21 protein-coding genes, 2 tRNA genes and 2 pseudogenes are annotated in these 21,503 nt (G+C 66.0%); 8 read left to right on the top strand and 17 right to left on the bottom strand.

Annotated features, from left to right (window positions below; all coding sequences use genetic code 11):
* Nucleotides 1–74: 74 nt before the first annotated feature.
* Nucleotides 75–1,367 (bottom strand): serine--tRNA ligase, encoded by a 1,293-nt coding sequence (gene serS / locus E4J93_RS05370; RefSeq protein WP_147588444.1) that lies wholly within the window; start codon nucleotides 1,365–1,367, stop codon nucleotides 75–77.
* 116 nt (nucleotides 1,368–1,483) lie between these two features.
* Here serS and E4J93_RS08085 point away from each other — a divergent pair, with 116 nt between their 5' ends.
* Complete coding sequence (locus tag E4J93_RS08085; protein ID WP_187231619.1) at nucleotides 1,484–1,654, top strand: DUF6724 family protein; 171 nt, start codon at nucleotides 1,484–1,486, stop codon at nucleotides 1,652–1,654.
* A gap of 214 nt (nucleotides 1,655–1,868) precedes the next feature.
* On the opposite strand, the gene proC is transcribed toward E4J93_RS08085, so the two are convergent.
* The gene (gene proC / locus E4J93_RS05365; protein ID WP_147588443.1) at nucleotides 1,869–2,660 is read right to left on the bottom strand and encodes a pyrroline-5-carboxylate reductase; all 792 of its coding nucleotides are present in this window, start codon (nucleotides 2,658–2,660) and stop codon (nucleotides 1,869–1,871) included.
* 173 nt (nucleotides 2,661–2,833) lie between these two features.
* Nucleotides 2,834–4,087, bottom strand: a complete 1,254-nt coding sequence (gene glyA / locus E4J93_RS05360) for a serine hydroxymethyltransferase (RefSeq protein WP_147588442.1) — start codon at nucleotides 4,085–4,087, stop codon at nucleotides 2,834–2,836.
* 278 nt (nucleotides 4,088–4,365) lie between these two features.
* Here glyA and E4J93_RS05355 point away from each other — a divergent pair, with 278 nt between their 5' ends.
* The 3 genes from E4J93_RS05355 (at nucleotide 4,366) to E4J93_RS05345 (ending at nucleotide 6,739) form a co-directional block, all read left to right on the top strand.
* A complete protein-coding gene (locus E4J93_RS05355; protein WP_147588441.1) occupies nucleotides 4,366–5,382 on the top strand; it encodes a hypothetical protein in 1,017 nt (338 codons plus the stop codon).
* A gap of 72 nt (nucleotides 5,383–5,454) precedes the next feature.
* Complete coding sequence (locus tag E4J93_RS05350) at nucleotides 5,455–6,147, top strand: hypothetical protein (RefSeq protein WP_147588440.1); 693 nt, start codon at nucleotides 5,455–5,457, stop codon at nucleotides 6,145–6,147.
* A gap of 82 nt (nucleotides 6,148–6,229) precedes the next feature.
* Entirely contained in the window at nucleotides 6,230–6,739 is a 510-nt protein-coding gene (locus E4J93_RS05345) for a hypothetical protein (RefSeq protein ID WP_147588439.1), read from the top strand.
* A 342-nt stretch (nucleotides 6,740–7,081) separates the two neighbouring features.
* Here the strand turns inward: E4J93_RS05345 and E4J93_RS05340 are convergent.
* From E4J93_RS05340 to E4J93_RS05315, 6 genes are all read right to left on the bottom strand, one after another.
* A tRNA-Leu gene (locus E4J93_RS05340) sits at nucleotides 7,082–7,168 on the bottom strand.
* Between the two features lie 145 nt (nucleotides 7,169–7,313).
* Nucleotides 7,314–7,598: a PTS sugar transporter subunit IIB gene (locus E4J93_RS05335; RefSeq protein WP_147588438.1), complete on the bottom strand. Its 285-nt coding sequence runs from the start codon at nucleotides 7,596–7,598 to the stop codon at nucleotides 7,314–7,316.
* 818 nt (nucleotides 7,599–8,416) lie between these two features.
* Nucleotides 8,417–8,501, bottom strand: a tRNA-Leu gene (locus tag E4J93_RS05330).
* A gap of 33 nt (nucleotides 8,502–8,534) precedes the next feature.
* The gene (locus tag E4J93_RS05325) at nucleotides 8,535–9,521 is read right to left on the bottom strand and encodes a hypothetical protein (RefSeq protein WP_147588437.1); all 987 of its coding nucleotides are present in this window, start codon (nucleotides 9,519–9,521) and stop codon (nucleotides 8,535–8,537) included.
* Between the two features lie 11 nt (nucleotides 9,522–9,532).
* Nucleotides 9,533–10,468, bottom strand: a complete 936-nt coding sequence (locus tag E4J93_RS08290) for a septum formation initiator family protein (protein WP_255431929.1) — start codon at nucleotides 10,466–10,468, stop codon at nucleotides 9,533–9,535.
* Nucleotides 10,469–10,704: 236 nt separating this feature from the next.
* Nucleotides 10,705–11,289 carry a TetR/AcrR family transcriptional regulator gene (locus E4J93_RS05315; protein ID WP_147588436.1) on the bottom strand — a complete coding sequence of 195 codons (585 nt, stop codon included), beginning with the start codon at nucleotides 11,287–11,289 and terminating at the stop codon, nucleotides 10,705–10,707.
* A gap of 198 nt (nucleotides 11,290–11,487) precedes the next feature.
* On the opposite strand from E4J93_RS05315, the gene E4J93_RS05310 reads away from it, so the two are divergent.
* On the top strand, nucleotides 11,488–11,985 hold the full coding sequence (locus E4J93_RS05310) for an HsmA family protein (RefSeq protein ID WP_147588435.1): 498 nt from the start codon (nucleotides 11,488–11,490) through the stop codon (nucleotides 11,983–11,985).
* Nucleotides 11,986–12,099: 114 nt separating this feature from the next.
* Here E4J93_RS05310 and E4J93_RS05305 read toward each other — a convergent pair whose 3' ends face one another.
* Complete coding sequence (locus E4J93_RS05305; protein WP_147588434.1) at nucleotides 12,100–12,768, bottom strand: Crp/Fnr family transcriptional regulator; 669 nt, start codon at nucleotides 12,766–12,768, stop codon at nucleotides 12,100–12,102.
* A 173-nt stretch (nucleotides 12,769–12,941) separates the two neighbouring features.
* Here E4J93_RS05305 and larA point away from each other — a divergent pair.
* The 3 genes and pseudogenes from larA to E4J93_RS08285 all read left to right on the top strand — a co-directional run bounded on the left by larA (nucleotide 12,942) and on the right by E4J93_RS08285 (nucleotide 14,994).
* Nucleotides 12,942–14,216, top strand: a pseudogene (gene larA, locus E4J93_RS05300) (nickel-dependent lactate racemase).
* Between the two features lie 35 nt (nucleotides 14,217–14,251).
* A pseudogene (locus E4J93_RS05295) lies at nucleotides 14,252–14,794 on the top strand (MIP/aquaporin family protein); the annotation flags it as partial.
* The gene (locus E4J93_RS08285) at nucleotides 14,782–14,994 is read left to right on the top strand and encodes a hypothetical protein (RefSeq protein ID WP_255431928.1); all 213 of its coding nucleotides are present in this window, start codon (nucleotides 14,782–14,784) and stop codon (nucleotides 14,992–14,994) included. The pseudogene E4J93_RS05295 and the gene E4J93_RS08285, both read left to right, overlap by 13 nt.
* 78 nt (nucleotides 14,995–15,072) lie before the next feature.
* Here the strand turns inward: E4J93_RS08285 and mazG are convergent, their stop codons facing one another.
* The 7 genes from mazG to E4J93_RS05260 all read right to left on the bottom strand — a co-directional run bounded on the left by mazG (nucleotide 15,073) and on the right by E4J93_RS05260 (nucleotide 21,338).
* Nucleotides 15,073–15,945 carry a nucleoside triphosphate pyrophosphohydrolase gene (gene mazG, locus E4J93_RS05290; RefSeq protein ID WP_147588433.1) on the bottom strand — a complete coding sequence of 291 codons (873 nt, stop codon included), beginning with the start codon at nucleotides 15,943–15,945 and terminating at the stop codon, nucleotides 15,073–15,075.
* Between the two features lie 3 nt (nucleotides 15,946–15,948).
* Nucleotides 15,949–16,503, bottom strand: coding sequence for a phosphodiesterase (gene yfcE / locus E4J93_RS05285; protein WP_147588432.1), 555 nt, complete (start codon nucleotides 16,501–16,503; stop codon nucleotides 15,949–15,951).
* 67 nt (nucleotides 16,504–16,570) lie between these two features.
* On the bottom strand, nucleotides 16,571–17,974 hold the full coding sequence (locus E4J93_RS05280; RefSeq protein ID WP_147588431.1) for a LarC family nickel insertion protein: 1,404 nt from the start codon (nucleotides 17,972–17,974) through the stop codon (nucleotides 16,571–16,573).
* A 2-nt stretch (nucleotides 17,975–17,976) separates the two neighbouring features.
* Nucleotides 17,977–18,762 carry a nickel pincer cofactor biosynthesis protein LarB gene (gene larB, locus E4J93_RS05275; protein WP_147588430.1) on the bottom strand — a complete coding sequence of 262 codons (786 nt, stop codon included), beginning with the start codon at nucleotides 18,760–18,762 and terminating at the stop codon, nucleotides 17,977–17,979.
* 78 nt (nucleotides 18,763–18,840) lie between these two features.
* On the bottom strand, nucleotides 18,841–19,200 hold the full coding sequence (locus tag E4J93_RS05270; protein ID WP_187231618.1) for an arsenate reductase family protein: 360 nt from the start codon (nucleotides 19,198–19,200) through the stop codon (nucleotides 18,841–18,843).
* Between the two features lie 163 nt (nucleotides 19,201–19,363).
* Nucleotides 19,364–19,735: a hypothetical protein gene (locus tag E4J93_RS05265; protein ID WP_147588428.1), complete on the bottom strand. Its 372-nt coding sequence runs from the start codon at nucleotides 19,733–19,735 to the stop codon at nucleotides 19,364–19,366.
* 169 nt (nucleotides 19,736–19,904) lie between these two features.
* Entirely contained in the window at nucleotides 19,905–21,338 is a 1,434-nt protein-coding gene (locus E4J93_RS05260) for an aminotransferase class I/II-fold pyridoxal phosphate-dependent enzyme (protein WP_147588427.1), read from the bottom strand.
* Nucleotides 21,339–21,503: the final 165 nt, after the last annotated feature.

The raw sequence follows: 21,503 nt of genomic DNA, 5'->3' as shown, positions 1-21,503 counted from the left end.
CAAGAGCAGCTTCTTTTTACCCTAGGTATTTCGCATGGAAGAGATGCGCCTATCGAATACCTACAATGAGACAGCTACGCGATCGGCTCGATGCGCTCGATACCGCCCATGTAGGGGCGCAGGACCTCGGGCACCGCGATGGAGCCGTCGGCGTTCTGGTAGTTCTCCATGATGGCGGCCATGGTGCGGCCGGTGGGCAGGCCGGAGCCGTTGAGCGTGTGCACGAAACGCGCGCCCTTGAAGTTCTCGGGGTCGCGGTACTTGATGTTCGCGCGACGGGCCTGGAAGTCACCGCAGTTGGAGCAGGAGGAGATCTCCTTGTAAGCGTTGTAGCTCGGCAGCCAGACCTCGATGTCGTAGGTCTGACGGGCGGAGAAGCCCAGGTCGCCGGTGCACAGCGAGATCACACGGTAGGGCAGGCCGAGCTGCTGGAGGATGAACTCGGCTTCGGCCACCATGCTCTCGAGCTCGGCATCGGACTCCTCGGGGCGGGCGAACTTGACCATCTCGACCTTGGTGAACTGGTGCTGGCGGATGATACCGCGCGTGTCGCGACCGGCAGAGCCCGCCTCCTCGCGGAAGCACGGGGTGCCCGCGGTATAGCGCAGCGGCAGCTGAGAGGCATCGAGCGTCTCGCCGGCGTGCAGGTTGGTAAGGGCGACCTCAGCGGTGGGGATCAGGAACTGGTCCTCGCCGGTATGGTAGGCGTCGTCCTCGAACTTCGGCAACTGACCGGTGCCGTACATGATCTCGCGGTTGACGATGACCGGCGGGATAAACTCGGTGAAGCCGCGGGAGATGTGCGTGTTGAGGAAGAAGTTCTGCAGCGCGCGGTCGAGCGTTGCGCCGGCGCCGGACAGCACCGTGAAGCGCGCGCCGGACAGCTTGGCGCCGCGATCGAAGTCCAGGATGCCGGTCTCGACGCCCAGGTCCCAGTGAGCCTTGGGCTCGAAGCCCTCGGCGGCGAAATCGCGGGGCTCGCCCACGCGACGGCGCTCGGGATTCTCGTCCTCGTTCTTGCCCACGGGCGTGGCCTCGCCGGGGATGTTGGGGATGCGAGCCATGAAGTCGGCCTGCTCCGCCTCGAGCTCGGCGCGACGGCCGGAGAGGCCCTCGATCTTCTCGTTAACCAAGCGCACGGCCTCCTTGGCGGCGTCGGCCTCCTCGCGCTTGCCCTCCTTCATCAGCATGCCGATCTTCTTGGACTCGGCGTTGCGCTGGGCCTGCAGCTCCTCAACCTCGGTGATGACGGCACGGCGCTCGCCATCGAGCTCGAAGAACTTCTCGCGATCCCAAGAGCCCTGGCGATTCGCCATAGCCTCATCGAGGGCATCGGGGTTCTCGCGGACAAATTTGATATCGAGCATGGTTCCTCCGGTTCACGCGCTGCTCATGTGCAATTCCAAGTGGCGCCGAAACGCCGCTCTCGCCAGTATATACTTGTGAGAGTTTTTCCTTACTTGAGAAGGCGAGAAGGCATCATATGGACGCTATTTTTTCCTTTTTGTTCGGCACGCGCGAGGGTTTCGCCGCGCTCTTCCTCATCGGCATCGCGCTCTTCGGCATCATCGCCCTTGTGATGGAGAAGCGCACGCACAAGCTCTATGTGGACCGTGGACCCAAGCAGGACGGCGACGACAGCTTCTGGGACTAGCCCGAAGGCCCGACATGCCTCGAGCCGGCAGCGGGCCGATCAGCCGAACGCCCCATCGGCCGCCGGTACACCCGGCCCGCGCATCCGGCTGCGCGCCACAGCCCGCCCCAGGCTCATCGCACGCTCCCACGCCTTACGCGAAGCGCCCCTTCTCGCTGCAGCCGCAGGCGAGAAGGGGCGCTTTTCCGTATCCGGCGAACGAACGGGGCGATTCCTAGCCCTCGATCGCGTCGATCGCGCGGATGAACGCCGAACGCATGCCCGCGGCCTCGAGCTCCGCCACGCCGCGGATGGTGGTGCCGCCGGGCGAGCAGACGGCATCTTTCATAGCGCCGGGGTGCGCACCGGTTGCGAGCTGCAGCTTCGCTGTGCCGGCCACCATCTGGCTCACCATCGTGTACGCCGTGGCTCGCGGGATGCCGTGCTTGACGGCGGCATCGGCCAGGGCCTCGATCACCATGGCGATGAAGGCCGGGGAGCAGCCGCCCACGGTACCCGCGACGGAGAGCAGGCGGCTCTCGACTTCGACCACCGAACCCAGCAGCCCGAGGAGCCCGCGAACGAGAGCGGCGCCGTCCTCGTCGAGCGTGGTGGTGCGTTCGCACGCTATAACGCCCTCGTTGATGGAAACCGGCGTGTTGGGGATCGTGGACAGCGTGCCGACGCCCGGAAGCAGCGCGCCGTAGCGCTCGCAGTTCCAGCCCGCGGCGACCGAGAGGACGGCGCGGTTGGCCAGAACGTCCGCCAACGGAGAGAGGACCTCCTCGATAAGATACGGCTTGATGGCGACCACGACGACGTCGACCGCCTCGACCAGCTCGCGCGCCGTCTCGAGTGCGCGCATGCCGCGCGCCTCGCAGCGAGCCTGCAACGTGTCGAAGCGGCTGGCGCACGCATACAGGTTGCCCGCGGGCACGCGGCCCGATGCGATCCAGCCGTCCGCCATCGCGGACGCCATGTTGCCGAAACCGATGAAGCCGATCTTGGCCGTTTCCACTGAGAGCATGCTGCCTCCCGTTTCCTACGTGTGAGTTGTACGAGCCACCAGTATAGGCGGATGAACGGACGCGCGGGTCCGGCGGCGCGATGCGAGGTCGCCATCGCAGCCCGCGGACCCGACCGCGGACGAGCGCGCCTCGACAAGTCGTCGCGGCCCCGCGCGCGTCCTCTGCCGCGCCCCTAGCCCAGCTCGGGATAGAGCGGGTGGGCTGCCAGAAGCTCGTCGACGCGGGCGCGGGCGCGGGCCACCTCGGCGGCATCGCCTCGCGCGAACACGACGCGCGCGATAAGACCGCCCATCTCGCGGAACTCGTCGGCTGTGAAGCCGCGCGTGGTGCCCGCGGCCGAGCCCACGCGGATACCGCTGGTCACGAACGGAGAACGCGGCTCGCCGGGTATCGAGTTCTTGTTGACCGTGAGGCCCGCCTCGTCGAGGAAGCGCTCGGCGTCCCTACCGGTGACGTCGGCTGGCGTAAGATCGACCAGGCACAGGTGGTTGTCGGTGCCGCCCGACACGAGGCGCAGACCGCCGGCGACCAGGCCCTCGCCCAGCGCCGCGGCGTTTTCCACCACGCGGTCGATATACTCGGCAAACGCCGGCTGCAGGGCCTCGCCGAACGCCACGGCCTTGCCCGCGATGACGTGCATGAGCGGGCCGCCCTGGGTGCCCGGGAACACGGCCTTGTCGATCTTGCGCGCGAGGTCCTCGTCGTTGGTGAGAATGAACCCGCCGCGCGGACCGCGCAGGGTCTTGTGGCTCGTGGAGGTGACGACATCGGCGTACGGCACCGGCGAGGGATGCGCGCCCGTGGCGACGAGGCCGGCGATGTGCGCCATGTCGACCATGAAGCGCGCCCCCACCTCGTGCGCGACGGCGGCCATGCGCTCGAAGTCGATGGTGCGCGGATAGGCCGACGCGCCGCCCACGATGAGCTTGGGCCGGTGCTCGCGCGCCAGGCGCTCGAGCTCGTCGTAGTCGATGGTCTCGGTGGCGAGGTCGAGGCCGTAGGGCACGAAGTTATACAGCTTGCCGGAGAAATTGACCGGGCTGCCATGCGTGAGGTGGCCGCCCTGGTCCAGGCTCATACCCAAGATGGTGTCGCCGGGCTCGACGAGCGCGGCGTAGGCGGCGAGGTTGGCGTTGGCGCCGCAGTGGGGCTGGACGTTGGCAAATCTGCAGCCAAAGAGCTCGCATGCGCGGTCGCGCGCGAGGTCCTCTGCCACGTCGACGCGCTCGCAACCTCCGTAGTAACGGTGGCGCGGATAGCCTTCGGCGTATTTGTTGGTAAGGACGCTGCCCACGGCCTCGATGACGGCGGGGCTGGTGAAGTTCTCGGACGCGATGAGTTCGATGGTTTGCCGTTGGCGGACGAGCTCATCGGCAACGGCCGTTGCGACGGCGGGATCGGCGACGCTCAAAGGGGATGCGATCATGCGGTGCTCCTTTTCATAGCGGTGCGGTCGAGGGTCACATATGCCCATACGCTACCCAAGCGCGGTCGTTTACATGCACGGGCTTCGCCCGATTACGCCCTTTTTACGAGGAAAGGGGTACGACGGGAAGCGCCGGGCGGCCGACGGCCCCAGGGGGCACGGTTACTTCGCACGAACCGCGCAGGCAGACCAACAAGGAACGTCTGCCGAAGCTTGGAACCCCGCCGAAGCCACCACGCTATACTGTGCCCATCCATATTTCCGGCCGGGGAGGCACCATGTCCAAGCGCGACTCCAACACCGACCCGTTCAACGCGGGCGAGCCCACGCTCCCCTGGCAAGACCCCGACTCCGAGGCCTACGACGTCGCAGACGAACCTCATGAGGAATCACGCCGCGACGCCGGAGAAGCGAAGGGGCCCTGGGACGCCGACGAATCCGGGACCACCTCCCGGGGAGAATCGGGCAGCGAGCGGACGAAGGGACGAGCACGCAAGCGCTCGACGGCGGCGCAGGAGCGCGAGACCTCCCGCCGCGACCGCGTGCAGCAGGCACGCGGCACGTCCGCCGGCAGGACCGCGGGCCGCATCTTCAAAGTGTTTTTGGGCATCTGGCTGCTCTCCCTCCTCTTGTCCATCGGCGGCGGCATCGTGAGCTGCGTGGCGGGCGCCTTCGCGCCCAGCACGCCCGAGGATCCCTACGACGTCCCCGCATACGACATACCCGCCTTCGAAGAAGACGAGAACTCCCCCGAAGCCCAGAGTCTCGAGCTCGCCAGCACCCGCTTGGAGCACCTCATGCTCCCGGGCTCCCCCGAGCACGACGCGGAGGCGGGCCGCATCGCGGCGGCCTTCGCCCAGCGCGTCGAGACGGACTTCGGCCGCACACCCGACGAGCTGGGAACCGACCCCTCAATCGTCGCCGAATGGGTCATAAGCTCGCTCGTCTACGAGGAGAGCTCCACGAACGCGTTCCCAGAAGCCGAAGATCCGCATGCCTCCGTCTACTTCGATATCGAGTCATGCTCGATGATGACCATGTACTTCGAGTTCCAAAGCAATCTATACGATTACCTGCGCGATCAGGAGCTTTACCTTCTCGACATCAAGCAGGGCAAGGAGCTCGACGATGCCCAGAAAACCGATATCGCCGGCATCCTGCAGGCAGCGATGGTCGAGACGGGGTCGCGCGAGTCGACGATGTGCGTGAGGCTCACCCTCCAGGATGGAACCTGGAGGGTCGATGAGGACGACTTCGAGCGCTACTGCGACTACGCCTTCGGCATGCCCGCCTAGCGCCACCCCAAAGAGGCGCCTTCAGGCAGCACACCGGCAAGCAACCCCAGCACCCCACCCCCTGGAGCAACCGTGAAACGACTAACCATCCAGTCCCTGCTCATCTTCATGCTCATGCTCATAGCCTTCAAGGCCGGAAGCATCATATATGAATCGTTCTTCAGCTCCACCTCCGCTGAGCCCCCAAGCGACGAATACGTGCCCACCGATCCACTCCACAGCGAGGATGCCGAGATATGCCGCACCCTCGTCGAGGACCGGCTTTCCGACATCACGACGCCTGACTCCCCGCAGCACAGCGACGCCGTCCAACGCATCACGAGCTGGATGGAAAAGAGCGTCCTTGACGACTTTTCCCGAACGCCCGAAGAACTCGGCATCGATGTGCAGCCGATCGCAGAGCTCGCAATCGGAGCCTTTTCCTTTGACATCTCGAGCGCGTCCGCCTTCTCTGATTCCGACAATCCGTATGCAACGGTCCGCATCGACGCCCAGGTGCTCGGCATCTACGAGATGTACTTCGATTTCGAGAATGAGGCCAAGCGCTACCTACGTGATATCGGCCTATCGGTCTACACCAACGACGGAGCGCTGAGCAATGAGCAAAAAGCGCAGCTGCGCTCGTTCTACGATAAGGCGTTCTCTTCCAAAAAGACGGACATGGCGTTCGTCACCATAAAGCTCGCGAAGGAGGACGGCAGCTGGGTCCTCGACGAGAACGAGTTCAGCGATGGCTTTCACCAGCTCTTCCTCCTGCCGGGTTAGACTACTGGAAAAGCAGCTCGTCCCTATAGCGGGTCACCAGCTATAGGGTTCCGACACGCAGAAATACGATCGGGGGATGGTCATGGGCATACCGACGAAGTTCGACGTTTCTTTTGGCAGGTCGCTGCGGCGCGGCACCGGTAAGATTGGGTGCCTCATCGATGTCGCGTTCGGCGTCATGGGCTTCGCTTGGAGTTGGTCGTTTTGTTTGGATCAACGCGTCGACGATTGGGGTAACGCAATCCCACCGTTCATCGAGACGGACGGTCTGGTCGCGGCGATCGGCCTATCGCTCTTCGGGGGCGTCGCGATGTTCCTGCTCGCGTTTCTTTGGCACTCCGGCGTTATCTACCTGCGCCATACGTGGAAAAGCACCGCTGGTCGCGCCGCGATCTTCATCTTCAGCCTGCCCATGGTCTTTGTCCTGCTGAGCGGTAACATCCTCGCGTTCCTGGTGCTTGCGGCGAGCTATCCAATGCTCGCCAAATGGCTGATGCCGCTTGTGGGATTGCTTACCGGCTGGCTGTTCGGCAAGGGAGACCCCTCGGATGCCGCCGCCGAGTCCCTGGATAAGAATGCTGGCGAGGAGTAGGGCACACCCTAGGCATCCTCGCCGGCGCCATAGCGGTTATTCCACCGTGCGCCGAGGACGAAAAGGCCAATCCGGGTTATAGGACTCAAAGCGTGTTTCGATACCGAGCACATTTTTATCCCTACAACCCCCGTTGTGCGTATGCCTTTTGCCATCCAATTGATTATGCGTATACAGTTGGACCGCCATGGAGGCGTTAAACGACACAAACGCATACGCATAAAGAGAGGACCATACGCATGCGCGAGAAACTACGCTCCGCGGGTCGTATAGGGCAACAAAGGGGAGGCACTATAAGATTTCAATAGCAAAAAGGCTCCCGAAGGAGCCTTTTACATTTGATGGTGCGGGCGAAAGGACTTGAACCTTCACGGGGTTGCCCCCATATGGACCTGAACCATACGCGTCTGCCAATTCCGCCACGCCCGCGTGCTGTCTTATAGTATCGAATAACTCTGCGCGATACAAGCGAGAATTTCCAACTTTTTTTGAAAAAGTTCCGCGAGGGAGCGGTGACAAAGAAAAGCCCAGGCCAGAGGCCCGGGCTTACACCAGATCGATTTCGGCAGCGATCTTACTGGGCCATGACGTCCAGGATCTGCTTCTCGGCATCGGCCTTGCCCATGCCGGTGAGGAAGGGCACGCCGCTCACATAGGCGCAGGTGATGCCTTCGGGAGCCACGGTGGTGGCGACCAGCAGGTCGGCATCGGCGCAGTTGGCAGCAGCCTCGGCGATGGCGCACTGGACGATGGTGTAGGCACCCTCGTAGCCGTTCGCGTCGAGCAGGGCCTCAACCTTCTTCGCAACGGCAGTGGAGGTGGCGACGCCGGAACCGCAAGCAAGAACGATCTTCTTCATGGATGAAGTCTCCTTTCATGGCACTATAGCGCCCCTAAGTGTACCGCCTTCATGCACAAACGCCAACGAAAGCACAACAAAACATGCAATTGCAACGTATCATGAGGCGCCGGTCGGGCTTGCATCGGGAAAGGCGACCGGCGCGAGGATCGACACGGGGCCGTGCCGAAGCAAACGAAGCACCAAGCCTTTACGTCCGAAAAGCGCACGGAAGCCGGATTTCCCGCGGATTCCCGACGTAAAGCAAATCGCCAAGGACGCTCACGTCGGAAAACGCGCCGAAACCCGTGGGACGCGTCAAAACGTGACGCCTGGTGTGCGGAGCGCGGTTTTTTGACGCCAAGGGGGCCGAATTCTGCTAGCTGGCGAGAGAAAAGCGCGGGCAGCGATTGTCCTCGTCAGAAATAATGCACGCCAGCCGCATCCTCGCGAATATCTGACGCAAGGGCCCTGCCGCCGAATAATTACGTCAGGAAATGTCGCTGACAAGGAATTCGACGCGGAAAGGTGACGGCAAGGAGCGACGGGGGCTCGACGCGGAAAGGTGACGGCAAGGAGCGACGGGGGGCTCGACGCGGAAAGGCGACGGCAAGGAGCGACGGGGAATTCGACGCGGAACGGTGGCGGCAAGGAGCGACGAGGAGCTCGACGCGGAACGGTGGCGGCGAGGAGCGACGGGGGGGCTCGACGCGGAACGGTGACGGCAAGGAGGCCGACAGCCTCCCCTTTCGCTCGGCTCCGCGCCCTCCCGGGGTCGTGTCCGCCGCAAGGCGCCCGTAAACGAAAAGGCCCTCCGTTGCCGGAGGGCCTAAATTCCATGGTAGGGGCGGTGGGACTCGAACCCACAATCCTTTCGGCCGAAGATTTTAAGTCTCCTGCGTATGCCAATTCCGCCACGCCCCCGTGATGAGAGAGTCTACCACGCCGCGCACGCTGTTAGCGCGATATCGCCGGACTCCATCCGATTGTAGGAGATGCACCCTCGACCGTCTCGAACACGGTAGCGGCCATACCGGCCATAAGGCTGTTCTCGCTCACCGTAAGATCGCGGTAGCCACCCGCGCGCATGAGCTCGCGCACCACCAGCGCGCCTCCGAGGATCACCGGAGCGCGCTTGGGCTGGATACCCGGGAGCCGCGCGATATCCTCGGCGCCCAGCGCGCGCAAGCGCTCGACCGCGCGCTCGACTTCGTCGAGGGCGAGCACCGACAGGTGCACCTGCGACGAGTCGTACGCCGCCATGCGGCGCGCCATCGCCACCAGCGTGGTCACGGTTCCGCCCACGGCGACCAAACGGTCGGGTCGCACGGGCAGCGAGGCCCAATAGCCATCGAACTCCCCGCGCGCCCAGCGCGCGGCCTCCTCTACGCACGCCTCGTCCACGGGCCCTGCCAGCGCGAAGCGCTCGGTTATACGTCGACATCCCACATCCAACGATCGCAGCGCCTCCACGGCAAGCGCCTCGCCTTCGACATAGCTGCCAACGACGATTTCCGTCGACCCGCCGCCCGAATCGGCAACCGCGATGCGCTCGCCCTCGAAATCGCGCGCCACGCCCAGGAAGGTAAGACGGCCCTCGACCTCGCCGGGAATGACTTGGGGTGAAAACCCCAGCCCCCTCAAGCCATCGAGCAGTACCGCACCGTTGCTCGCATCGCGCGCGGCGCTTGTGAGCGTGAGCACGGTGGCGCACGGATCAAACTCGTTGATGAGCTGGGCGAACTCGGCGCAAGCGGCAAGAACGCGCGAGATCGCCTCGTCCAGCAGGCGTCCCGTCGCATCCACGCCCTCGCCCAGATCGGTGATATGCGTGCGCTTGCTCGATGACGCGATGCGCCCGTCCTCGAGCGTCGCCAGCAGCAAGCGCGACGAGACCGTTCCGATATCGATCGTCGCCACGCGCATGGTGCGTCCCCGCATCATAGCCACGCCCCCTACTCGCTGGGCGCCGAGGGCACCTGACCCACCGGCCCCGTATAACCGAACAACGAATCGAGCACCTCGTAGTACCAAGGCGCCTCGTTGAGCGCCTTGTCGAGGACCTCGCGCTGGGCGCGCTCGACATCGCTCGCGCTCCCGGGAATCCCGGAATCCTCGCCGTCGTCGGGAAGGCCCTCGATGATGATGGGCTGCTCGCCCGGCTTGGCCATCCCCTGCTCGCGCGCCGCGCTCTCGATGCCCTCTTTGGACAGCAGCTTGTCGACCTGGCCCTGCAGATCGTCGGTATAGCGCTGCCCGATGGCCTGCTGCTCCTGCAGGATCGCGTTCGTGCGATGCGCGGCATAGAGGTCGGCCACCGGCCCGTACAGGCTCACGAGGATAACCGCCGCCACGGCCGCGTAGAAGACGAAGCGAAACCGCCCGGCGACGATGTCGTAGACCAGCTGGACGAACGCGTTATCGCCCGCGTATTTCATCAGGTTGTTGCGCTGCGCCTCGCTTCGACGCCGGCTCGCGGCGCGAGCGGCCACGCGCTCGGCCATCGGCACGGCGGCCGGCCGGCCGGACCGGGACGCCCCGCGCGACCGACCCGCCCCCGCGCGATCCGGCGTCCGCCGAGCGCCCGCCGCGCCTCGCGGCGCGCGGTCCGCCGCTTCCGCACGGTCGGCACCGGCAGCGCGCGCATGATCGCCCTCGCGATGCGAGCGACCGCCATCATATGCATCGCGAGCGTACGGGGTGCCCGTCACCGGGCGACGCGCCGATGTGAGCTGCACCGTACGCGGACCACGGGGGACGGCGGTGGAGCCGGCACCCGAACGGGGCATGCGGCCGTCCGCCTCCCGATCATCGGGACGCGAGGCGCGCCCTGCATCGCGCGCGCTTTGGTAGACGGAAAAACCGCCCCTGTTGTTGGTGGAAGTTCTCATGATGGCGCCTTGTTCGGTTGAGGTGTTTGTGCGCAAGTATGGTCTCCCTGTTATACCATGCACCCGCCCGGGAAGTGTGCAGGCTTCGCGGTCGTTGCGCCGGGCCGAGGGCCGGCCCGTCCGCGCCGCACCGGGCACGCGGACCGAATACGCGGCGATCGTGCCCGCGAAGCGCCGAAGCACGGCGGCGCAGGCGATGGCGGGCCCGGTCCTTCGGCGCCCGCCCCTTCGAAACGTTAGTCGTACAGCGCCATCTCGAGCAGCGTGAACAGCGTCTTGCAGGACGGATCGCCCATCTTGATGGAGGCGAACATACCCTTCCAGATGAAATTCGCCAGCTGCTCGGTCTCGAATTCCTCGCGGGCGCGGGCACGGATCGCCGTGTCGCCCTCGATATGGCGCGCGATACCCTCGCAGATGCTGCGGAAGCACTCCTCCTCGGCCTCGCGCGAACGCTTCAGCGAGCGTGCGTCGAGGTTCGCCGCCTCGCGCAGCCAGCTCGCCTGAAAACGGTCGAGCGACTCCGTAAGGCCCTGGGCGAGGCAGCGGCAGTACACCATCAGCGTGCCCTCGGAGCCCTCGGAACGCTCCTCGGCCTGCGTGAGCACGCCGGCCTCCTCGATAGCCGCGTGCCAGAAGCGGGCCACGACCTCCGTCACCAACGACGCCTTATCGGGGAAATAGTTGTAGATCGTGCCGATGGCGACGCCGCACTCGTTCGCGATCGTGCGGATACCCAACGACGCCATCCCCTCCCGCTGCGCGCGCTCGTACGCGACCGAAAGAATGGCCTCCCGTGTTATCGCGGGCTTGCTTCCCATATGTTCCTCCCTCGGGCCCCAAATGAACTCGGTTCATCATAACCTTACCCAAGGTGAACAACGCTGTGAAGAATTCATGCCAATACCAAACGATACAACCCCGCCGTTGCATCGGTGATATTCCGTCACTATGATGAACCGCGTTCAGATGAACCTTGTTCACAGTTAGGATCGAGAGGCACAAAGAAAGGAACCCCCATGTCACCGCTTCTTATGATCGCCAGCATCGCCATCACGGCCGCTCTCGTCTTCTACACCATCGGCGTCTTCGCCGAGCGCCGCGCCGGCCACCTCGCCGGCAAGCACCTCGCCCTGTTCTGGATCGGCCTGGCCTGCGACACCACGGGCACCACGGTCATGACCATCATGGCCCGCAGCGGCGCGGCGGGCGAGGCGGCGCCCGCCATCCACGGCATCACGGGCTTGCTCGCCATCGTGCTCATGCTCTTCCATGCGGGCTGGGCGACCGTCGTCTACGTCCGCGGCCGTCGTCATGACGAGAAGGCCATCCGCCAGGAGCAGACCTTCCATCGCTTCAGCACCATCGTCTGGCTGCTGTGGCTCGTCCCCTACATCATCGGCCTGCTCGTAGGCATCCCCATGATCCGCATGGAGACCGTCCCCGCCGTCGCGCTCTCCTGCGCCATCGTGGCCGTCCTGGCCTTCTTCCTGCTGAAGCCCGCCCGAAACAACTAATCGGCCCATCTGCGCCCCGAACGAAAGCGCCGGCCGCCCTTCCTCTCGGGCGGCCGGCGCTTTTCCTTTGCTCCGGCAAGGCGCCAGCATGCGAGCGCAGCATGCGGGCCGGAGCTAATCCATCACATAGCGCTCCAGGTACTTCGGGTCGTGGATCACGATGTGCGCGTCGTGGCCCTGGGTCGAGATGACCCCCTTCTCCCGAAAACCGCGCAGGATGCGGTTGACGCTGTTGCGCGACGAGATGCCGCAGAACTGCGCGATATCCTCGTTCGTCACATCCAACGAGATCATCGAGCCGTCCTCGCATGCCACGCCGTAGCGGCTATTCAGGTCGAACAGCAGCCCGCCCACCGCGCCGATCTTCCCGTTCATGGTGAGGTAGCGCATACGGTGCAGCGAGTCCTCGAGGCTGTTGCGGTAGTAGTCTTTCACGTACGTGAGCAGCTTGGGATCCTCGTTCACATACCGCCAGAACGTCACGCGCGGCACCATCATGCAAACGGCCTCGGACGACTCGACGCGCACGCTGAAGGGCGACTTCGCCTGGCAGCTCACCTCGTCGCGCAGCAGCGAAACCGGGCTGGGTCCCTGAATGTAGACGATGTTGAACTCGTTTCCCTCGCGCAGGGTCACGCTCGCCTTCACAACGCCCGAGACGAGAATGCACACCGAGGATTGGTCGAGCCCGTAATACGAGAGGTACTCGTGGCGCGTCTTGCGCACTTCGGGGTACCCCTTCTCCTTCAAATAATCTACGAGGTAGTCATGGCTCTCCGCCATGGGCTTCACCTCCCCTTTCATTCGAAACCTCACGGTTTCGAACTGTAGCGAGCCCAGCGCGGCGGTCGGTAACAAATGATATCTACATCAGGTACCTCATGCGCCGCCGCCCGTCCCCATAGTTGCAAGGCGTCATATCCGCATTGCAAGCAAGGGAAGAACAGGGATCGCGTATGTTTGAACTGGACGTGCCCTACGCGCGGGAGCATCTGCGCGTCCGGCTACCCGAACAAGACGTAGCCGGCGTGCTCCGGGGGCACCAAAACGAATACAAACGGGACGGTACGCAGGAAGAACTCATCGAAAGCGCACTCGATGCGCCGTTCGCCTCTCCAACACTCGAAGAGCTCGCGCAGGGCAAACGCGGCATCGTGGTCATCAGTTCCGACCACACGCGCCCCGTCCCCTCGAAGGTCACCATGCCCATTCTGCTGCGGCGCATTCACGAGGCGGCACCGGATGCCCGCGTTCGCATCCTCGTGGCCACCGGCATGCACCGTTCCTCCACACATGAGGAGCTTCTCCACTAATATGGCGAAGAAATCGTGGCCGAAGAAGAGATCGTCATGCACGTGGCCACAGACGACGACGCCATGGTGCGCATCGGCACGCTGCCGTCGGGCGGCGACTGCGAGATCAACGCCATCGCCGCCCAGGCCGACCTGCTCATCGCCGAAGGATTCATCGAGCCGCATTTCTTCGCCGGCTTCTCCGGGTCGCGCAAATCGGTCCTGCCGGGCGTCGCCTCGTACAAAACGATCGCATACAACCACAACGGCGGCTTCGTCCACGACGGACGCGCTCGCGCCGGCGTGCTGCACGGCAACCCGGTGCACCGCGACATGATGGCGGCGGCGCGGATGGCGAACCTGGCCTTCATCCTCAACGTGGTGCTCGACGGCGACCACGAGGTCATCGGCGCATTCGCCGGCGACATCCAGGCCGCCCACCAGGCGGGCTGCTCCTTCGTGCGCGACCTGGCCGGCGTTTCGGCCGTGGACTGCAACGTGGCCATCACCACCAACGGCGGCTACCCGCTCAACCAAAACATCTACCAGGCGGTCAAGGGCATGACGGCCGCCGAGGCGACGCTGCCCGATGGCGGCGTGATCATCGCTATCGCCGCCTGCGAGGACGGCCACGGCGGCGAGGGCTTCTTCCGCAACATCGCCGAGGGCGATCCGGCCGCCTTCGAGGCGAGCTGCATCGAGCGCCCCGCGGACCAAACCCTGCCCGATCAGTGGACGGCGCAGATCTTCGCGCGCATCCTCGCCCACCACCCGGTCATCCTCGTAAGCGACCGCTGCGACCACGACATGATCCGCGCCATGCATATGACCCCCGCGAATACGGTGGACGAGGCGGTCGCGCTCGCCCGCACGCTGGTGGACGGCGACGCCCGCTTCGCCATCATCCCCGACGGCCTGGGCGTCGTGGTTGCCCGCTGACACGGCGCCGCACGACACCATCCCCCTCACATGAAATGGAATCGCTCATGATCAATCATCTCTTTGCAGAATTCGCCGCAACCGCGCTCATGATCGTCTTCGGCGTGGGCGTGCACTGCGACGTCACCCTCAAGGGCAGCAAGTACCGTGACTCGGGCCATATGTTCGCCATCACCACCTGGTCGTTCGGCATCAGCGTCTGCCTGTTCATATTCGGCGGCGTCTGCATGAACCCCGCCATGGCGCTCTGCCAGGCGCTCGTGGGCATCATCCCATGGTCGTTCGTGGCCCCCTACGCTCTGGCGGAGATGCTCGGCGGAATCGCCGGAGCCTGCATGGCCTGGCTCATCTACGCCGACGACTTCAAAGCATCCGAGGGGGAGGTCGACCCCGTTGCGATCCGCAACATCTTCTCCACCAACCCCACGCCCGAATCGTACAACCTGGTGCGCAACTTCCTCATAGAGGCGTTCGACACGTTCGTCTTCCTCACGGGCATCCTGTGCATCGCCGCGCAGGCGGGCGACAACCTGCTCGCCTTGGGCATCGGCGTCGGCCTGCTCGTGTGGGCCGTCGGCATGGGGCTGGGCGGCGTGACCGGCTTCGCCATGAACCAGGCGCGCGACCTGGCCCCCGCATCGCCTACCAGCTGCTGCCCATCGCCGCCAAGACCAGCAACAACTGGATCTACGGCCTGGTGGTCCCGGGCATCGCGCCGTTCGTCGGCGCCATCGCGGCCGCGGCGTTCACCACCTTCGCGCTGGGCATCGCATTCTAAACGGACGCGGGACGGCCCGGGCGATCGTGCCCGGGCCGTCCCGTTTTCCCTCTGGGCGCGGCCGCCTTGGCCCCGCGCCTATACCTCGCGCACTTTAGCGCGGTCCCACAGGTCGTCGAGCTCGTCGGTCGAGAGGCTCTCGAGCGCGACGCCCTGCTCGAAGGCCGCTTCCTCCATGGCCGCCCAGCGCGCGCGAAACTTCGCCGTGCTCGCCCGCAGGGCGCTCTCGGCGTCTATTCCATCCTTGCGCGCCACGTTCACCAGCGCGAACAGCATGTCGCCGAACTCCATCTCGCGCGCCGCGCCGCCCGGCTCCTCGCGCTCGTACTCGGCGCGCTCCTCGGCGACCTTCTCCCACACGGCGTCGACGGACTCCCATTCGAAGCCGAGCGCCGCGGCCTTGCGCGACACCTTCTGCGCCTGCATGAGCGCGGGCAGGGCGCGCGGGACGCCGTCGAGTAGGCCTTCGGGGCGCTCCCCCGCGCTGGCGGCCCGCTCGTCCTTCACGGCCTTTTCGGCAACCTTCACCGAATCCCACAACGCCAGCACCTCGTCGGCGCCGTCGGCCGCCGCCTCGCCGAACACATGCGGGTGGCGGCGGATAAGCTTCTCGTTGATATCGTTGGCGACATCCTCCAGCGTGAACGCGCCCGCATCGGCCGCGATCTGCGCGTGCAGCACCACCTGCATGAGCACGTCGCCGAGTTCCTCGCGCAGGTGCACGATATCATCCGCCTCTATACAATCGACGGCCTCGTAGGCCTCCTCGATCATGTTCTTGGCGATGGACGCATGCGTCTGCTCGCGGTCCCATGGGCAGCCGTCGGGCTGGCGCAGGCGCCAGATGGTCTCGACGAGCCCCTGCATCGCCTCGCGCGCATCCGCGAGCGTGGCCGTATCGCGCACCAAGCCGGCAAGGCTGCCGCCCGCCACCGCTTTCCACTCTCCCATGGGCTACTCCTCCTCCAGGACCACGTGGCGAAACGCGCCATCCTCGTAGATGCCGTAGCTGTGCGTCCCATCCTTGGGAATGGAGACGCTGCCCGGGTTGAAGAGCCAAAGCCCCTCGCGCTGCGCGCAGGCCTCGTTCACCTTGATATGCGTGTGGCCGAATACGAGCGCCGAGCCATCCGGCAGCGCGGGCACGCGGTCCACGCTGTTGTGCAAGCCGGCGCCGAACACGTGGCCGTGCGTGAAGAAGAGCGTGCGACCCGCCTCGTCGACGAGCTGCGCGCTGTCGGCCATGCAGGGGAAATCGAGGACCATCTGGTCCACCTCGGCCTCGCAGTTGCCCCGCACGGCCAGGACGCGGCCGGTGGCGGTCAGGTCGTTGAGCAAGCCGATAACGTGCTTGGGTGCGTAGTCGCGCGGCAGGTCGTTGCGCGGACCGTGATAGAGCAAGTCGCCCAGCAGGACGACCTTATGGGGATCCTCGCGCTCGATAGCGGCCATAAGGCGATCGGCCCAGTAGGCCGACCCGTGGATATCGGAAGCGATGAGCACCTTCATGGGATTCCTTTCCGTAGCAAAGAGCCCGGGCGCGCCAACGTCCATCGCGGACGATGCGCGCGTGCGCTTATTGTACCGCGGGGCCGCCGGCATCGATGCGCGCCCGCACGGCCTGGTCGACGACGCCGTACGGCAACCCCTCGCGCCGTGCGACGGCGGCCACGTCCTCGTACTCGGGCGTGGCGCGCCACGAGCCGTCGGGCAGCTCGACGCGCTTCACCGCGACCGGCCCCCAGGCGGTTTCGACCTGCTCGGCGCAGCGCGGCAACACGGTGCGCTCGACCACCTGGCGGCGCACGCCGATGGTGGTGGTCTCGCGCAAGACGACGCGCTCGAGATCGGACGCCGCATCCACCGCGCAGATCACCTGCAGCTGGTAGGCGGGGCGACCCTTCTTGGTGAAGACGGGCAGCCAGTGCACCTCCCAGGCGCCCGCGGCGCGCAGGCGTTCGGCGGCGTACGCAAGCTGCTCGCCCGAGGCATCGTCGATATCGCACTCGAGCTTCACCGCCGACCCGTCGCAGGCGGATGCGGGCGCCTCCTCGCGGATGAGGAGGGCGCGGACGAACGACGGCACCTCGTAGCAGCGCTTACCGGCGCCCAGGCCGCATCGCGCGACCGTGTAGCGCGCGGGGAGCTCGAAGGATGGGCCGAGCGCCGCCACCAGGGCGGCGCCGGTGGGCGTGACGAGCTCCCCCTCCACGCCTGCGGGCGCCAAGGGCAGCCCGTGCGCCGCGCAGATGTTCACCGTAGCCGGCACGGGCACGGGGATCACCCCGTGCTGGCAGCGGATCGTGCCATGGCCGTCGCGCAGCACCGGCACGACCGCGCGCTCGATGCCCAGGTGGTCGAGGAGCACGGATGCCGCCACGATGTCCACGATGGAGTCGACGGCCCCCACCTCGTGAAAATGAACGTCCTCCACCGCCACGCCGTGAGCGCGGGCCTCGGCTCGGGCAAGGATCTCGAATGCGCGGCGGGCGAGGTCGCGAGCGCCGGGCGCAAGCGGGGCGGCGTCGAGCAGCTCCCGGATGTCGGCGAGCGAGCGATGCTCATGCCCATGCGCATCGTGCTCGTGCGCCCCATGCTCGTGCGCCCCATGCTCGTGCGCCCCATGCTCGTGCGGTCCATGCCCGTGCGGTCCATGCCCGTGCGGTCCGCGCCCATGGCCCTCGTGCCCGCGTGGGCCGCCTGCGCCGACGCGGCCCCCGTGCAGGTAGGCCATATCGTGGTCGCGCCCATCATGGGCCGCGTCGAGCACCACGTCGAAATCGCAGCAGGAGAGCCCCGCCTTCTCCACGCGCGCCACCTCGATGGAGAAGCCCCCCACCGGCAAGGCGCCAACCGCCGCGCGCACGGCCGCCTCCGCCTCGGCACCGCCCAGGTCGAGCAACGCGCCCACCAGCATGTCCCCCGCGATGCCGAACGGACAATCCAGATAGAGCGTCCGCGGCGCACCGTGCACAGCCATGGCTACCCCTCCCTCGTATAGCAGCCGAACGCGCGGCCCGGCAGATGGTTGATCAGCGACGCCTGGTAGGCAGCGCCGAATCCGTTATCGATGTTGACGACCGACACCCCGCTCGCGCAGCTGTTCACCATCGCGAGTAGCGCCGTAAGACCGCCCAGGTTGGCTCCGTACCCCACGCTCGTGGGAACCGCGATGACCGGGCACGAGGCCAGCCCGCCCACCACGCTGGGCAGCGCGCCCTCCATACCGGCGATCGCGATGACCACCTGGGCGCGGGCGATATCCTCGACATGCGCGAGCAGCCGATGGATGCCCGCCACGCCCACGTCCTGCAGGACGCGCACGCGGTTACCCAGGAAGCGCGCCGTGAGCGCGGCCTCCTGCGCCACGCGGCCATCGCTCGTCCCCGCCGTGACCACCAAGATCTCGCCGTTGCCCGTGGGATCGGGCAGCTCGCCCGCCACGACCGCGGCCGCCTCATCGTGATACGCGCACGCGCACCCCAGGTCGGCGAGGCGGCGCGCCTTCGGCGCATCCACCCGCGTGACCAGCACGCGCTCCTGCCCGCGGCCGCGCAGGGCCTCCACGATGGCGGCTATCTGCTCGGCGGTCTTTCCGGCGCCGTACACCACCTCGGATACGCCGGTCCGCGCGCCCCGGGCGCAATCGACCGACGCGAACCCCAGGTCGGCCACCGCGTCCAGGTGCACCCGCTCGACCAGCTCGTCGGGCGACATCGAGCCGTTCGCCACACGCGCCGTGAGCGCGCGCAGATCATCCGCATCCATCTCGTCCCCTTTTCACTAAAAAACGCCCGCAGCGCGGCCGCCACTCGGGCGGAGCGGGCTGCGGGCGCGCACCATCGCTTACAGCAGGGCCTCTTCCCATGCGGGCTCCTTAAAGCCCACCAGGACGAAATCGTCGCCCACCACCAGCGGGCGCTTGACCAGCATGCCGTCGGTGGCCAGCAGGTCGAACGCCTCGTCATCGGACATGCCGGCGTCGAGCTTGGCCTTGATGCCCAGCTCGCGATACTTCATGCCGCTCGTGTTGAAGAAGCGGCGCAGCGGCAGCCCCGAGCGCTCGTGCCAGGCCTTCAGCTCGGCGGCCGTGGGATTGTCCTCCACGATGTGGCGGTCGGTATAGGCCACGCCGTGCTCGTCGAGCCACTTCTTGGCGCGCTTGCACGTGGTGCACTTGGGGTATTCGATAAACAGGACGGACATCATCGCCCCTTTCCTCGTATGGTCACGCAGTCGCCCGCCGTTGCGCAAGCGACCTCGTGCAGCGATTCTACCACGCGAACGCGGCGGCCCCGCCGCATCGGGTAACACCGATGGGGCGGGGCCGGACGCACATGCGGCGCAAACGCCGCCACTGCCTGCGAACCTACAGCATGACCTGCTTGTTCACCTTATGGGCTGCAAACGAGAACACCACGCCCACCACGGCGTTGGCCACCACGGGCATCCACAGCCCCTGCATGAACATGATGTAGAACACCGACGCCGCGTTCACGATGAGCGCGATCACGACGATGGGCAGGATGCCCGTCACGCGCGACGGCACGTTGGCCGCGGTGGAGCCCAGAAAGCCCAGCAGCAGGTCGAACAGGGTCATGAGCGCCGTCAGCACGGCGATGAGGATACCCGCCAGCGTGTCGGCATTGATGAAGTTCATCACGGTGAAGGGAATGAACAAGCCGCCCAGAGCGAGCATGACCAGGCTGGTTATCTTGAGCAGTTTCTGCATGGTGGACATAGGGCGTGCGTCTCCTCTTGGTCGCTTTCATTTCGTGCGAAGACGATTGTACCCGCGGCGCGCCCCGTTCGCACGGCATCGCGCACGAGAGAGGCCGCAGCGCAGACGAACGGTCTCCCGGCGCCGCGCCGGCGCTGGAAGCAGCACCGCGCGCCCAGGCGGCGCCTGCCTAGGCATCGCGCATGGCAGCGAGCTCCTCGTCGCACAGGACGCCCAGGCGGCGCACCGTCTCGCGCATGTCGTCCTCGGTGGTCTCGGGATGGATGCAGCAGATGCGCAGCACCTTCATCCCGCGCAGCTCGGTGGTGAAGACGCCGGCGAACCCGCTCGCCACCATGCGGCGCGAGATGCGGGCGTTCAGCCGGTCGAGCTCCTCCTCGCCCAAGCCCGCGGGCGCATAGCGGAAGTTGATCATGGCCATCTGCGCCGGCGACACGATCTGCACGCGCTCGTCGCGCTCCAACTCGTCTTGCGCCCAGCGCGCCAGGTCGAAACCGTGCTCGACGGCAGCCGAGAGCGCATCGGACCCCATGACCTGCAGCGTGAACCACAGCTTGAGGCCGCGCGCGGGGCGCGTGAGCTCGGGACCCAGGTCCCAGGGATTGGTGATCTGCGCCGACTCCTCCAGGTCCTTGAGGTACTCGGGATGCGCGTTGAAGCTGCGCAGCAGCGTGCGCTCGTCGCGCACGAGCACCATGCCGCACGAATAGGTCTGGAAGAGCCATTTATGTGCGTCCCAGCTCAGCGAGTCGGCGCGCTCCACGCCGCGCAGCATGTCGCGGTAGCGCGTGAGCAGCACCGACGCGCCGATAGCGCCGTCGACGTGCATCCACAGGTCGTATGCCCGGGCGATGTCGGCGATCTGCGGCAGCGGCCCCACCGCGCCGGTGTTGGTGCTGCCGGCGGTGGCGATGATCGCGAACGGCTTGAGGCCGGCGTCGCGGTCCTGCACGATCGCGCGCTCGAGAGCGCCCAGATCCATGGTGAAGTCTTCGTCGTGGCAGGGGATCACCCGGATGCGCGACGGCGCGATGCCGATCATATGCAGGCCCTTCGCCACCGAGCTATGCGTCTGCTCGGACACGTAGGCCACGCCACGGCACCATTCGTCCTCGGCGAGCTTGGCGTCGCGCGCGGCGACGAGCGCCGTCATATTGGCCATCGATCCGCCCGAGACGAAGACGCCGCCGGCGCCCTCGGGAAAACCGGCCTTGTCGCAGAACCAGCGCAGCAGCTCGTGCTCGGCCACGCAGCCCGCCGGATAGTTGGCAAAGCTGCCCGCATGGCGGTTGTAGCCGGAGGCCATCATGTCGCCCAGCCACGACAGGGCGTTCACCGGGCCGGGAACGAAGCCCATGAAGCGCGCATGGTCGATGTTGTAGCCGTAGCCGATGATGTCGCGCTGCATCTCCTCGACCACCTCGTCGAGCGGCCGGCCCTGCGCGGGAATGCCGCGCTCGGCAATGGCCCGCAGCTGCTCGGGCGATGCCTCGCAGCTCACCGGCCCCTCGGACAGATGGCGGTTGCGCGAGAACAGCTCGCACACGAAGCGCACGGCGGCGAGCTCGACATCGGCCTCCTGGGCCGTTCCCTTAGCGTACATGGCATTCCTCGTTTTCTTGGTTGGCGGCGTCGAAGGCGCATAACGCTCCGCGCCGGGCGGGCGAGACGCGCCGGAAGCGATATTCACAGCGAGGCCCATCGTCGCAACACGCGATGCATATGTAAAATGAAACTATTCGAAGCATCGTTCGATTTTGTTTATACC

This window comes from Collinsella sp. BA40 (assembly GCF_008014645.1).
In the GTDB taxonomy this organism is placed as follows: domain Bacteria; phylum Actinomycetota; class Coriobacteriia; order Coriobacteriales; family Coriobacteriaceae; genus Collinsella.
Note: the sequence above shows the minus strand (reverse complement) of the source record. Positions and strands in the feature narration are given on the sequence as shown.

Excerpts from the sequence above, each read along its gene's own strand:
- yfcE (WP_147588432.1), bottom strand. The coding sequence starts at position 16,503 with ATGAAGGTGCTCATCGCTTCCGATATCCACGGGTCGGCCTACTGGGCC.
- E4J93_RS05270 (WP_187231618.1), bottom strand. The coding sequence starts at position 19,200 with ATGTCCGTCCTGTTTATCGAATACCCCAAGTGCACCACGTGCAAGCGC.
- larB (WP_147588430.1), bottom strand. The coding sequence starts at position 18,762 with ATGGATGCGGATGATCTGCGCGCGCTCACGGCGCGTGTGGCGAACGGC.
- E4J93_RS08085 (WP_187231619.1), top strand. The coding sequence starts at position 1,484 with ATGGACGCTATTTTTTCCTTTTTGTTCGGCACGCGCGAGGGTTTCGCC.
- proC (WP_147588443.1), bottom strand. The coding sequence starts at position 2,660 with ATGCTCTCAGTGGAAACGGCCAAGATCGGCTTCATCGGTTTCGGCAAC.
- glyA (WP_147588442.1), bottom strand. The coding sequence starts at position 4,087 with ATGATCGCATCCCCTTTGAGCGTCGCCGATCCCGCCGTCGCAACGGCC.
- E4J93_RS05325 (WP_147588437.1), bottom strand. The coding sequence starts at position 9,521 with ATGATGCGGGGACGCACCATGCGCGTGGCGACGATCGATATCGGAACG.
- E4J93_RS05355 (WP_147588441.1), top strand. The coding sequence starts at position 4,366 with ATGTCCAAGCGCGACTCCAACACCGACCCGTTCAACGCGGGCGAGCCC.
- E4J93_RS05280 (WP_147588431.1), bottom strand. The coding sequence starts at position 17,974 with ATGGCTGTGCACGGTGCGCCGCGGACGCTCTATCTGGATTGTCCGTTC.
- E4J93_RS05335 (WP_147588438.1), bottom strand. The coding sequence starts at position 7,598 with ATGAAGAAGATCGTTCTTGCTTGCGGTTCCGGCGTCGCCACCTCCACT.
- E4J93_RS05310 (WP_147588435.1), top strand. The coding sequence starts at position 11,488 with ATGTCACCGCTTCTTATGATCGCCAGCATCGCCATCACGGCCGCTCTC.
- E4J93_RS05260 (WP_147588427.1), bottom strand. The coding sequence starts at position 21,338 with ATGTACGCTAAGGGAACGGCCCAGGAGGCCGATGTCGAGCTCGCCGCC.
- E4J93_RS05305 (WP_147588434.1), bottom strand. The coding sequence starts at position 12,768 with ATGGCGGAGAGCCATGACTACCTCGTAGATTATTTGAAGGAGAAGGGG.
- E4J93_RS05345 (WP_147588439.1), top strand. The coding sequence starts at position 6,230 with ATGGGCATACCGACGAAGTTCGACGTTTCTTTTGGCAGGTCGCTGCGG.
- mazG (WP_147588433.1), bottom strand. The coding sequence starts at position 15,945 with ATGGGAGAGTGGAAAGCGGTGGCGGGCGGCAGCCTTGCCGGCTTGGTG.
- E4J93_RS08290 (WP_255431929.1), bottom strand. The coding sequence starts at position 10,468 with ATGAGAACTTCCACCAACAACAGGGGCGGTTTTTCCGTCTACCAAAGC.
- E4J93_RS05315 (WP_147588436.1), bottom strand. The coding sequence starts at position 11,289 with ATGGGAAGCAAGCCCGCGATAACACGGGAGGCCATTCTTTCGGTCGCG.
- E4J93_RS05265 (WP_147588428.1), bottom strand. The coding sequence starts at position 19,735 with ATGTCCACCATGCAGAAACTGCTCAAGATAACCAGCCTGGTCATGCTC.
- serS (WP_147588444.1), bottom strand. The coding sequence starts at position 1,367 with ATGCTCGATATCAAATTTGTCCGCGAGAACCCCGATGCCCTCGATGAG.